Origin of the sequence: Pseudoalteromonas sp. 23_GOM-1509m (assembly GCF_000518425.1) — a bacterium.
Lineage (GTDB): Bacteria > Pseudomonadota > Gammaproteobacteria > Enterobacterales > Alteromonadaceae > Pseudoalteromonas > Pseudoalteromonas tetraodonis.
Genome location: NZ_JADO01000017.1, coordinates 1 through 11,446, shown reverse-complemented (window position 1 = coordinate 11,446; position 11,446 = coordinate 1). Strand labels below are relative to the sequence as shown.

Annotated in this window: 10 protein-coding genes, 5 tRNA genes and 1 rRNA gene; 5 read left to right on the top strand and 11 right to left on the bottom strand. The window is 40.6% G+C overall.

Annotated elements, in window-relative coordinates:
• Positions 1–117: 117 nt before the first annotated feature.
• The 7 genes from N523_RS0107810 to nudE form a co-directional block, all read right to left on the bottom strand.
• Positions 118–194, bottom strand: a tRNA-Met gene (locus N523_RS0107810).
• A gap of 60 nt (positions 195–254) precedes the next feature.
• Positions 255–331: transfer RNA gene (locus N523_RS0107805), tRNA-Met, on the bottom strand.
• Positions 332–413: 82 nt separating this feature from the next.
• A tRNA-Met gene (locus tag N523_RS0107800) sits at positions 414–490 on the bottom strand.
• A gap of 82 nt (positions 491–572) precedes the next feature.
• Positions 573–649: transfer RNA gene (locus tag N523_RS0107795), tRNA-Met, on the bottom strand.
• Between the two features lie 82 nt (positions 650–731).
• Positions 732–808, bottom strand: a tRNA-Met gene (locus N523_RS0107790).
• A gap of 141 nt (positions 809–949) precedes the next feature.
• Positions 950–1,747: a 3'(2'),5'-bisphosphate nucleotidase CysQ gene (cysQ, locus tag N523_RS0107785; protein ID WP_028835908.1), complete on the bottom strand. Its 798-nt coding sequence runs from the start codon at positions 1,745–1,747 to the stop codon at positions 950–952.
• On the bottom strand, positions 1,740–2,312 hold the full coding sequence (gene nudE, locus N523_RS0107780; RefSeq protein ID WP_024601288.1) for an ADP compounds hydrolase NudE: 573 nt from the start codon (positions 2,310–2,312) through the stop codon (positions 1,740–1,742). The genes cysQ and nudE overlap by 8 nt, the downstream gene beginning before the upstream one ends.
• 286 nt (positions 2,313–2,598) lie before the next feature.
• Between nudE and yrfG the strand changes: the two genes are divergently transcribed.
• Positions 2,599–3,246 (top strand): GMP/IMP nucleotidase, encoded by a 648-nt coding sequence (gene yrfG, locus N523_RS0107770; RefSeq protein ID WP_028835907.1) that lies wholly within the window; start codon positions 2,599–2,601, stop codon positions 3,244–3,246.
• Position 3,247: 1 nt separating this feature from the next.
• On the opposite strand, the gene N523_RS0107765 is transcribed toward yrfG, so the two are convergent.
• The 3 genes from N523_RS0107765 to N523_RS0107755 all read right to left on the bottom strand — a co-directional run bounded on the left by N523_RS0107765 (position 3,248) and on the right by N523_RS0107755 (position 4,632).
• A complete protein-coding gene (locus N523_RS0107765; RefSeq protein ID WP_028835906.1) occupies positions 3,248–3,874 on the bottom strand; it encodes a dUTP diphosphatase in 627 nt (208 codons plus the stop codon).
• A gap of 52 nt (positions 3,875–3,926) precedes the next feature.
• The gene (locus N523_RS0107760) at positions 3,927–4,295 is read right to left on the bottom strand and encodes a YacL family protein (RefSeq protein WP_013463756.1); all 369 of its coding nucleotides are present in this window, start codon (positions 4,293–4,295) and stop codon (positions 3,927–3,929) included.
• Between the two features lie 112 nt (positions 4,296–4,407).
• Entirely contained in the window at positions 4,408–4,632 is a 225-nt protein-coding gene (locus N523_RS0107755) for a hypothetical protein (protein ID WP_013463755.1), read from the bottom strand.
• Positions 4,633–4,947: 315 nt separating this feature from the next.
• Between N523_RS0107755 and uvrD the strand changes: the two genes are divergently transcribed.
• The 4 genes from uvrD to N523_RS0107735 are packed head-to-tail and all read left to right on the top strand — an operon-like array spanning position 4,948 to position 11,188.
• Positions 4,948–7,113 (top strand): DNA helicase II, encoded by a 2,166-nt coding sequence (gene uvrD, locus N523_RS0107750; protein ID WP_028835905.1) that lies wholly within the window; start codon positions 4,948–4,950, stop codon positions 7,111–7,113.
• Entirely contained in the window at positions 7,091–9,181 is a 2,091-nt protein-coding gene (locus tag N523_RS0107745) for a GNAT family N-acetyltransferase (protein ID WP_028835904.1), read from the top strand. Before uvrD ends, N523_RS0107745 begins: the two co-directional genes overlap by 23 nt.
• Positions 9,150–10,274 (top strand): ABC transporter substrate-binding protein, encoded by a 1,125-nt coding sequence (locus N523_RS0107740; protein WP_028835903.1) that lies wholly within the window; start codon positions 9,150–9,152, stop codon positions 10,272–10,274. Before N523_RS0107745 ends, N523_RS0107740 begins: the two co-directional genes overlap by 32 nt.
• Positions 10,275–10,330: 56 nt before the next feature.
• On the top strand, positions 10,331–11,188 hold the full coding sequence (locus tag N523_RS0107735) for a chemotaxis protein (RefSeq protein WP_028835902.1): 858 nt from the start codon (positions 10,331–10,333) through the stop codon (positions 11,186–11,188).
• Positions 11,189–11,358: 170 nt separating this feature from the next.
• Here N523_RS0107735 and rrf read toward each other — a convergent pair.
• Positions 11,359–11,446, bottom strand: a 5S ribosomal RNA gene (gene rrf / locus N523_RS19730); the annotation flags it as partial.

The following is an 11,446-nucleotide window of genomic DNA, read 5'->3' as shown; positions in this document are numbered from 1 at the left end:
CGACAACCTTTGCTGGCTAATGGAGAGCTGAGACCGACGAGCTACCCATTTCACTGAATTTTAGGCATAAAAAAACACGCTTTAGGCGTGTTGCTTTACTATAACTGTTTATTTCAGTGGTTGCGGGAGCCGGATTTGAACCGACGACCTTCGGGTTATGAGCCCGACGAGCTACCAGACTGCTCCATCCCGCGCCTGAAATTGCAGATTTATTTATAGTTGCTTACATTACAACTTGGCTTCCAATGAAAAATTGGTTGCGGGAGCCGGATTTGAACCGACGACCTTCGGGTTATGAGCCCGACGAGCTACCAGGCTGCTCCATCCCGCGCCTGTATATTTTAAGTCTATCGACTACTTAATTTAATCTCTTAAGTTAGAGTTTACAGTAACCTAAAACCTCTAAAGGAAATTGGTTGCGGGAGCCGGATTTGAACCGACGACCTTCGGGTTATGAGCCCGACGAGCTACCAGGCTGCTCCATCCCGCGCCTGTATATTTTAAGTCTATCGACTACTTAATTTAATCTCTTAAGTTAGAGTTTACAGTAACCTAAAACCTCTAAAGGAAATTGGTTGCGGGAGCCGGATTTGAACCGACGACCTTCGGGTTATGAGCCCGACGAGCTACCAGGCTGCTCCATCCCGCGCCTGTATATTTTAAGTCTATCGACTACTTAATTTAATCTCTTAAGTTAGAGTTTACAGTAACCTAAAACCTCTAAAGGAAATTGGTTGCGGGAGCCGGATTTGAACCGACGACCTTCGGGTTATGAGCCCGACGAGCTACCAGGCTGCTCCATCCCGCGCCTGTAATTTCTTTGTAACAGTATCGTGTTATTCACAAGCCTGTTTCGAAGAGAGCGCTATAATATAGGAATAAACCTATAATGCAAGGTTTTACTAATTAAAAACGTTTAAGTGAACAAAAACCCATCAAACGGCTATTATTACACTAATCGCTGATGTGGGTTTATCATTTTTTGCCATTCCCAATCGGGATGCCCCATAACAATAAAGTCTGGGTTTTCTGTGCTTTCCCTTTGGTTATAGGTCAGAGGGTTAAACTCAGCATCGGTAATACACCCCCCCGCCTCTTCAACTATTACTTGTGATGCGCCAGTATCCCATTCACCAGTGGGACCAATTCTTAAAAAGCAGTCAGCTTTACCTTCAGCAACAATACAAGCTTTAAGCGAACATGAGCCTAAAGCCACCGTTGCAAATTGCGCATTTAAATACTGACTCACGGCTTCTATTTTTTGGCGGCGACTTACAGCCAAAGTTAAACTTTCGGGAGGCGCTACAAATATTTGTTTATCATGCTCGCCTTTACGCTTAAACGCCCCATTATTAGCGGTAGCAAAATAGGTCACGCCCTTTGCTGGCCAATGAATCACTCCCAATACAGGATGATTATTTTCTATCAGCGCAATATTAACGGCAAAGTCGCCGCTTTCTAATATAAATTCACCGGTGCCATCCATCGGGTCCAGCAGCCAATAGCGTTGCCAGTGCTGCCTGTCTTCCAATGCTGGGATCGGCGTCTCTTCTGACATAATAGGAATATCGGGAGCTAGCGCTTTTAAGCCAGCAACAAGTACATCGTTTGCGGCTAAATCTGCTTTAGTAACTGGCGTATTGTCTGATTTTTCTTGTTGACCAATATCATCTTTTTTATAAATAGCCATAATTGCATCACCTGCACTTTGGGCAAGTGTTATGCATGGTTCAAGTAATTTATCCATTAGTCGCTCCTGAGGCTAAGTACTTATCTAATAATAGCAGAGCGGCAACACTACGTGCTTCAGTAAAGTCAGGTTGTTCTAATAGCGACTGCCACTGCGCAAGTGGCCATTTAACAAGCACTAATGGCTCTGGCTCATCACCTAATAGGGTTTCAGGGTATAAATCTTTAGCAAAGAGAATATGCATAGTGGCATTGAAATAACTAGGCGCCATAGTGACCGTTTTAAGTGCTTCAAAGTATTCTGCACCAAAGCCAATTTCTTCTTTGAGCTCTCGGTTTGCCGCTTGCTCAGGTGTTTCACCGGGGTCAATTAATCCTTTAGGGAAACCTAACTGATAGTCATTGGTGCCGGCGCAATACTCTCGAACGAGTAGTAGTTCGTTTTCAGCTGTGATGGGGACAATCATAACGGCTCCACGGCCACCGCCGCGAATTCGTTCATACTGACGCTCTTCGTCATTTGAAAATTTTAGTTCTAAAGACTCCACAGTAAATAAGCGACTTTTAGCGACAACATTATTACTGAGAATTTGTGGTGGTGTTGGGTGCTTTTTCTGTGTCATGGGCATCAATTTGCTATCATTGCAGTTATACTAATCATATACCCAAATGAGTATAAGATGCGAGTTTCAGTTTGAATTAAAAGCAATTTAAATGCAGAATTAATCATAAAATATCTTACCCGTAGTTAAGGTTAAATATTTATCTGGCGTTATTGAATTCGCCCTTAATATTTCATCATTGGGTATATGTTTTTATAGTTCAATTAACAGAGCCCATTATATTTCGCTTGCAAGCATTTCATCGCAACGTAGTCATTTAACGCCTCAATTTCCACAAGGATATATCATGCTCAATTGGTCAAAAATCGATACTGTATTACTCGACATGGACGGGACTTTACTTGATTTACATTACGACACTGACTTTTGGCTCAATGTTGTTCCACAACAACATGCTCTGGCTCAAAATATCAGTTTTGAGGAAGCCCGCACAGATATCTTAAAACGCTATCAGGCTGTGAGTGGCAAAATTCAGTGGTACTGCTCTGACTATTGGGAAGCACAGCTAAACTTACCTATTCTCGAACTAAAGCGCCAGTCTGCTCACTTAATCAAAATTCGTGAAGACGTTCCGCATTTTTTAACGGAACTTCGACGTGCAGGTAAAGAACTCATTTTACTTACCAATGCTCATCCAGAATGCGTCATGCTTAAATTTGAACATACCGCTATTGATAATTATTTAGACGGAGTGGTGTCAACGCATGAATATGGGGTAAGTAAAGAGCAACAAAGTTTGTGGCATAAGGTTCAAGGGGATTTAGGGTTTGATAAACGCCGCACATTATTTGTAGATGACAGCTTACCGGTATTAAATGCCGCACGAGAATACGGCATTGAGCATTTACTTGCGGTTGCTAACCCGAATAGCCAGCAACCACATAACGAAATAACCGATTACTTAAGCGTCACCGATTACCGTAAGCTTATTTAGCTTATTCGCCCTGAGGGTAACGCGCTACTAAGCCTTGATATACCTTTTTTGCAAAATCTGCATGCTCAGTATTAAGGCTTTTAACTACTTCAACTAAGTGTTCGTTATCTTCTTTGCCATGCCACACTTTAATGTAGCTACCCTCTTTGTAACCATGATCCTGACGGAAGAAGTTCAGCGTATTTTTACCCACATAGCCACGATATAAATCATCAATATCCATACCGATTTGTGCCATACAACCGGCAAAAGCAGCCGCGTTAAAGGTTTTATTGGCAACCGCACTGGCTGCTAATAATTCAAGCGTTTGTTTAAAATCATCACCTTGCTGTGGGGCGCTCATTTGAGTTTGTAGCTGTGTTGCTATTTGCTCGTAGCTGGTCTCACCGTCGATACGTAGCGATAAACCAAAATGAAAAATATCAACCAGCTCTAAAATTACTTGTTCAGTATCTGGCGTTTGTTTTTTCCACCATTTCCAACCGTAATGATCCAGCATTTCTGCACATTCAACCCAAATAGCTCTATACCATTCAAAGCCTTGACTAAACCATTGCTCATGTACTTTGGTATTCATGGCATTTTGCATTTCTAGCATAACAACTAGTTTGTTTAAATTCGCAGACATATTGGTTCCACTGTTGGATTTATAATTAGGGTAATAATACAGATAATATAACTTAACGACCAGCCGAAAACTCATGCCACGAGTTGATCAGGTCAACAAAGTCTTCAAAACCACAACCACTGCTTAAATCATTCTCTTCAAGCATGAGTTCATCATCTTGGTAGGCTAATATATCTTCGTTATCTTGATGCAGCGCATGTGCTTCGAATAATGCTTCATCTTTAGAAAGGATCAGATCAATTTCTTGGCCTTTAAGTGTTACCGGCTCAAAGCTTGAACTCACCGAGCTAATAAGTGCCTGCACCATCGCCACTTTATCTTTGCCTATTTCTTCATTTAACCAGCGGCCTATAATCGCGTGCTCGCTGCTTATTTTAATTCTTAACCCACTAATAGGATCGCGAATGAATTGGTATTCCATAACTTTATTCCAGTACTGCTAATACAACAGATTATAACCTAATCAGCTATGAATAATGAAAGCCAGATACAAAAATAGCGCCATAAGGCGCTATTTAGTATCATCAATTTAGCTAACCACCTGAGCGATAGCGTGCAGCATCAATAATTGCCCATAAATGGAATACGGCTCCAATTACGGCTGGAACCACTAAAAACCATAACGCATAGCCGCCAAAAACCAGAATTGCAAAAACAAGTGCCGCTAAAATACGGCCCTGCACCAACTGCCCTAAACCGGGGAAAAAAATATTACATAATGCTGCGATTACGTTACCGCCAGAACCTTGTTGAGACATACTAACCTCTGTAGTTTAATTAATTTTGTATTTGTACTTATTATTTATACTTACACACTTTATGCCAATTTATTAAGGCTTACAAATCATACAGTTAAATTATTACGAATTTATCAGTTTAGTATTTTTTGCCAAAAATAAGTCAAATTAGCAATTTTAAATAGCTATTTTAGTTACTTGCTCAGTTTATACTGTTAACTATTCAACAACTTAAATACGTATTTTATAAATAGCTGTTTATAAAAACAGTATTTTATTTAGCCTAACAAAAACACCTGTTATACTGCTCTCATTATTGATTAAAAAGGCGTAACGATGGACGTTTCAGAATTACTCGATGGCTTAAATGATAAACAACGCGATGCCGTTGCAGCGCCATTACAAAACATGCTGGTATTAGCAGGAGCAGGTTCAGGTAAAACTCGAGTATTGGTTCATCGTATTGCCTGGTTAATGCAAGTAGAGCAAGCCTCTGCCTATAGTATTTTTGCGGTAACCTTTACTAATAAAGCCGCTAAAGAAATGCGCTCACGGGTTGAAGAAACATTAAAAGCCCCTGTAGGCGGCATGTGGATTGGTACTTTCCATGGTTTATCGCACCGAATTTTGCGTGCACATCACCGTGAAGCAAACTTACCAGAAGCCTTTCAAATTTTAGACTCTGACGATCAGCTTCGTATGATCAAGCGCTTATTAAAATCGATGAATATTGATGATAAAAAATGGCCGGCAAAGCAGTTTGGTTGGTACATAAGCGCTAAAAAAGACGAAGCTCTACGCCCTAAAGATATTCAGGCATACGATATTAACGAGCAAATGATGCTGCGCGTTTACGCGGCCTATCAAGAAGCTTGTGATAGAGCGGGCCTAGTTGATTTTGCTGAAATCTTACTACGTAGCTATGAGGTTCTTAAAAATAACCCAACCTTGCTGCGTCATTATCAGCAGCGCTTTGCGCACATGCTCGTAGACGAGTTTCAAGATACCAACACCATTCAGTATGCATGGTTAAAATTACTTGCGGGCGATACCAGCAGTATCATGATTGTAGGTGATGATGACCAAAGTATTTATGGTTGGCGCGGCGCAAAAATAGAAAACATTAAACGCTTTTTAACCGATTTTGATGCAGAGACGATTCGCCTTGAGCAAAACTATCGCTCGACTGCCACTATTCTTAAAGCCTCAAACGCGTTAATTCAAAATAACTCCGAGCGAATGGGTAAAAGTTTATGGACCGATGGTAACGACGGTGAACCTATTTCTATTTATGCTGCTTTTAATGAGCTAGATGAAGCGCGCTTTGTGAGTAGCAAATTACGTAGCTGGCTTAATGCGGGTAATGCACTTCAAGATGCGGCTATTTTATATCGTAGTAATGCGCAATCGCGGGTACTTGAAGAAGCAATGCTACAAGAAGGTTTAAAATACCGAATTTATGGCGGTATGCGATTCTTCGAACGCCAAGAAATTAAAGATGCTCTTTCATACTTACGCTTAGTGGGTAACCGCCAAGATGATGCGGCATTTGAGCGTGTTATTAATACGCCCGCCCGCGGCATTGGCGATAAAACATTAAGCCATATACGTGACTGCGCTCGCGCTGAATCTTTGCCGCTTTGGTATGCTGCTAAAGCCATTGTAGAGCAACAGCATTTATCGGGTCGCGCTTCTGGAGCTGTTGCCAAGTTTGTTGAGTTAATTGAACATATTGAAGATAAGATTAGAGACTTAACGCTGCACGAGCAGGCTAAATATGCCATTCAAACCTCAGGGTTAATGGCAATGTATCAGGCTGAAAAAGGTGAAAAAGGCCGTGCTCGGGTTGAAAACTTAGAAGAATTAATTAGCGCCTGCGATCAATATGAACTCCCTGAAGAGGAAGAATTCAGTTCACCACTACAAGGCTTTTTAGCCTACACCTCGCTTGAATCAGGTGAAGGGCAAGCTGATGAACATGAAGATGCGGTACAAATGATGACGCTTCACTCAGCTAAAGGCTTAGAGTTTCCGCTGGTATTTATGGTCGGTGTTGAAGAGGGCATGTTCCCATCACAACAAAGTAATGAAGAAACGGGCCGTTTAGAAGAAGAACGCCGCCTTTGTTATGTAGGTATGACCCGTGCTATGGATAAACTGTATATAAGCCACGCAGAAAGCCGCCGTTTATATGGTCAAGAAAAATACCACAGCCCATCGCGTTTTTTACGTGAAATACCCGAAGACTGCGTAGAAGAAATTCGCATTAAAACCCAGGTTTCTCGCCCGCCAGCAGCTGGTCGCTTTAGTGCATCGGTTAGCCATGCCGCCTTTGAAGAAAGCGGGTTTAATTTAGGTCAACGGGTGCTACATGCAAAATTTGGCATTGGTACGGTGCTTAATTACGAAGGCAGTGGCGCACAATCGCGAGTACAAGTTAACTTTGACGACTTAGGTAGTAAGTGGTTAGTAACAGCTTATGCAAGACTACAAGCCGTTTAACCGCGTTATAGAGCATCTGCAACAGCAGCTAACGAATGCTAAACATCGTCAGTTACTGTTGCTTACAGGCGATAAAAATTGGTGTTATGAGCAATGCACTCAGCTGCTTGCTCAATTACAGCAACCCTCTTTTGTTCTTTCTAAAAACACAAATTTAGTTAATGCACATTGGCCAGAGCATACCCATCAAATTTTAGGGCAAGAGTGCGCCCATGCTGTTTATGATGGCTACAGTGGACTGGTGCCAGATAAACTAGCAGCCTTAGCGGGCGTAGTTCAAGCGGGTGGCTTTTTAATTGTATTACTTCCACCACTCGAATCACTTGAACATTGGTGCGATCCTGCGCTGCCATTATTTCAATCATTTGGACAAGCGCATCAATACAGCCTTTTTAATCAACGCTTAAAGCACTTACTGAGCAACGCCTCCTTATTACATTTTAATCAACAAGATGGCTGGGTTACTCTTGCCGACATTGATTCATCAGCAGGTACAATAGATTTTACCGAGCAACAACAATGTGTTGAATTAATAAAAAAAACCGCACACGGACGCGCAAATAGACCATTATTGATTAATGCTGATCGGGGACGGGGGAAATCAGCGGCATTAGGGATTGCCGCAAGCGAGCTCAGCGATAAAAAAATCCTCATCAGCTCTATGCAATTTCGCGCATTACACAGCAGCTTTAAACATTTAGCAAACGCACTCAATTTAGAGTATCAAGCAGGCAATAAATGCATTGCAAACATGCAATATATTGCACCTGATCAACTACTTAACAAACAGCCTGAGTGTGACTTGCTATTAATTGATGAAGCAGCAGCAATCCCTGTTCCAATGCTCATAAAACTACTCCACCTTTATCCTCGCGTGGTATTTTCAAGCACCATGGTTGGCTATGAAGGCAATGGTCGCGGCTATATTCTAAAGTTTACTCGCTACATTAAAACGCATTTTAAAAATATGCGCAGTATGACTCTTGAGCAGCCTATTCGCTTTGCAAAGCAGGACCCATTAGAGCAGCACATTCGCACGTTATTAGCCTTAGATGCTGAACATCACAGCCTCACCTTACACTCTACCCCTTTGCAATTTAAGCAGTTACAGGCACATCAACTTGCTAGTAACGAGTCACTACTTTATCAAGTGATTGGGTTGCTAACGCTGGCACATTATCAGACCAGTGTGAATGATTTACGCCACTTACTAGACGCCACTAAACAACATGTATTTGTTTGCCAACAAGGTGATAATATTCTCGGTGTCTGTTTAATTGCGATTGAAGGTGGGTTTAATGCCGCCATGAGCAATGAAATAGCACAAGGAAAGCGCAGGCCTCAAGGTCACTTAATGGCACAAACGTTAGCACAATTGAGATTTAATGCTGATGTTTTAAAACAACACTGCGCCCGCGTGGTGCGTATTGCCATTGATCCACAGCATCACAACAAAAAAATAGGCACACAGTTACTTAAATACTGTGAACAGCAATTGCAGAGCGAGTGTCATTGGTTTGGTGCCAGCTTTGGTGGCAATGCGCAATTACTCAGTTTTTGGCAAAGTAATGGCTTTGATTTAGTTAAACTCGGTTTTCAAAAAGATAAGGCAACGGGCGAGCACAGTGCATTAGTTGTTAAAAGCTTAACTAAAAGTGACCAACTAGTAGAGCAATTAGTAGCACAGTTTGAAGCCGATTTCCCTTTGCAACTACTCGATCACTATAGTCAGCTTGATTATCAACTGGTCGCGAAAATTGTCTCTCATTTTAATACTCATACTGGCAGTATCACTGAGCAATTAAGATTAAAGTCTATGTTAACAAGTGACTACCAGCTTTTTAATATAAAACCATTGCTCTGGCGACGTTTTTGGGCATTGCCGTATAGCTTGCCAACCGATGACGATAATTTCCAATATGTTTTTATTAGGCTAGTATTACAAAATTGGACACCGAAAAATATCCAAAGTCAGTTAGGTTTGAATGGCACAAAGTCATTTAATACATTATTTAAAAAGGCTGTAAATAATTGGTATGAGCGCATTTCGCATAATAGCAAACCTTAACATTGTCCTTATAGCATTAGTGCTTGGGCAAACTTTCGCGCATGCCGAGCAAACCAACAACAAAGTAATTAAGCTGGGCATGTCTACTGCACTGACTGGCCCTGCTAAAAATATTGGCCAACAGTTACATAAAGGTAGCAGCGTTTATTTTGACAAAGTTAATAACGCTGGCGGCATTAATGGCGCTAAGGTGCTACTTTTAGTGGCTGACGATCACTATGAACCCAAACAAACCGTTAATAATACTCATGAGTTTATTTACACAAATAAAGTTGATGCCCTGTTTGGTGCCATGGGTACCCCAACCAGCCATGCAATTATACCTTTACTAGAACAATCAAAAATTCCGTTCTTAATGCCTTTTAGCGGGGCGAGCTTTCTACGTGAAAAACCGTCAGTTAAAGCATTTAACTTAAGAGCAAGCTATAACGACGAAGCACAAGAACAAATCAAATACCTCGTTGAAGAGCATAAACATAGTAAAATAGGGCTGTTTATACAGGCTGACGAATTTGGCTTATATGTAGAATCAGGACTAAGAGAAGCGCTCGCTAAATATAACCTAACACCGGTAATAGTTGCTCGCTACAAACGCAATAGCCAAGATGTGGAGTCAGCACTTAATACCTTAAAATTAAGCGGAGTTACGGCAATCTGTTTAGTCGGCACTTATGAACCACTCTCTGAGTTTATTAATAGTGCCCAAAAGCAAGGGTTCAATCCTGAATATACTAGCGTTTCGTTTGTACCCAGCTTTGACTTATTTGATGAAGTAAACTCACCATCAAATATTATGGTAACTGAGATTGTTCCAAACCCACTAAATTGTAACGATAATTTTTGTACTGAGTTTTTAGCCGATATGCAAGCGAGCAACATTAAAAAACCGAGTCGTCTTCATTTTGAGGGTTATATTAACGCTATGGCATTTAGCAAAGCAGCGAAAAACTGTCAATTCCCCCTTCAGCAATCCTGCCTGATGAATGAGCTTAATTCTTTATTAGTAACCGATACACTTATCCAAAAGTTATTCATAAATACTGAAAACAACAATAAACGTAATGTTTATCGCTCTTATTATGTGAATAAATAAATACCTTGCAAATATTGTTCTATCCTTAGTATACAAACTTAGTATGTGAGGAAGCCATGGACTTAATTAATTTTAAAGTGGGTTATAAAACCATTTCACTTAAGATTCTTGATATCTTATTAACGGAACAATTTCATAATAACCTCACGGTGCTGCCTAACGATAACAAGAGCTTCCTAGGCGTTAAAGATTATATGGGGATCCCAACCCCAGTATTTGACTTAGGAATAATTTTAAATGGCGTTTCTACCGAGCACAGTAACCGTGATGCGTTAAAGCAACTTAAATCTTGGCAAAAACAACTCAATACGTGGTTTAATCAATTAGAACAAGCGTTACTAAGTTCGCAAAATTCGTTAAATACGAGTCAATATGAGCTTGCTGACTTTGAACAATTTTATATGGAATTTAAAACCGATAACGACGAATTAAAAAGTACGATGTCACGCTTTAATGAGCCGTTTAAATCACTTTTACAAAAAGTAGAAGACGCTATTAAAGTACATAAACAAAAAAATAGTAAACAAGTCCTCATACAGCTTGAAATTGTAAAGCGCCATGAGCTGATCCAATTAGAGCGCTTATTTGAATCAGCCAAAGAGCAAATAACCTTAGACTATAAACCGATTATTGTTTTTACAACAAAAGATGGAATGACCCCGCATGTTGGCTTATTAGTTGATAAAGTAGAAGATAATATTGAATATAGACAAGAAGATATAAAACCTCTCGATAAGTTGACTGAAATAGGCTTTGATATTGATCCACAAACAAGAAATATGATGCATGGATTAATTAAGCTAGCCGACAAACACAGCGTACTTATTGATCCAAGCGCTATATTTAAACCCAAAGAGCTTCAAACCTCTAGCAACGCACAAGAGCAAGAGACTGAAGCCTATGGACTGTTCTAAGCTAATTATTTGTTATAAAAAACACTTAATAACAAAAGTTCGGTTAGTAGGCTTTAGGCGCTGATTCTTGTCCTTTTACCTAATACCTTTCACCTCGAACCTGCATTTTCACTTTCCTGCAGACGTAAAAAAACCCGTCACATCGCTGTAACGGGTTTCTCTTATTTGGAGCCTGGTAATGTCCTACTTTCACATAGCAAATGCTACACTATCATCGGCGCTGTTTCGTTTCACTACTGAGTTCGGCATGGGGTCAGG

Excerpts from the sequence above, each read along its gene's own strand:
- cysQ (WP_028835908.1), bottom strand. The coding sequence starts at position 1,747 with ATGGATAAATTACTTGAACCATGCATAACACTTGCCCAAAGTGCAGGT.
- N523_RS0107760 (WP_013463756.1), bottom strand. The coding sequence starts at position 4,295 with ATGGAATACCAATTCATTCGCGATCCTATTAGTGGGTTAAGAATTAAA.
- N523_RS0107745 (WP_028835904.1), top strand. The coding sequence starts at position 7,091 with ATGCAAGACTACAAGCCGTTTAACCGCGTTATAGAGCATCTGCAACAG.
- N523_RS0107740 (WP_028835903.1), top strand. The coding sequence starts at position 9,150 with ATGAGCGCATTTCGCATAATAGCAAACCTTAACATTGTCCTTATAGCA.
- N523_RS0107765 (WP_028835906.1), bottom strand. The coding sequence starts at position 3,874 with ATGTCTGCGAATTTAAACAAACTAGTTGTTATGCTAGAAATGCAAAAT.
- nudE (WP_024601288.1), bottom strand. The coding sequence starts at position 2,312 with ATGACACAGAAAAAGCACCCAACACCACCACAAATTCTCAGTAATAAT.
- yrfG (WP_028835907.1), top strand. The coding sequence starts at position 2,599 with ATGCTCAATTGGTCAAAAATCGATACTGTATTACTCGACATGGACGGG.
- uvrD (WP_028835905.1), top strand. The coding sequence starts at position 4,948 with ATGGACGTTTCAGAATTACTCGATGGCTTAAATGATAAACAACGCGAT.
- N523_RS0107735 (WP_028835902.1), top strand. The coding sequence starts at position 10,331 with ATGGACTTAATTAATTTTAAAGTGGGTTATAAAACCATTTCACTTAAG.
- N523_RS0107755 (WP_013463755.1), bottom strand. The coding sequence starts at position 4,632 with ATGTCTCAACAAGGTTCTGGCGGTAACGTAATCGCAGCATTATGTAAT.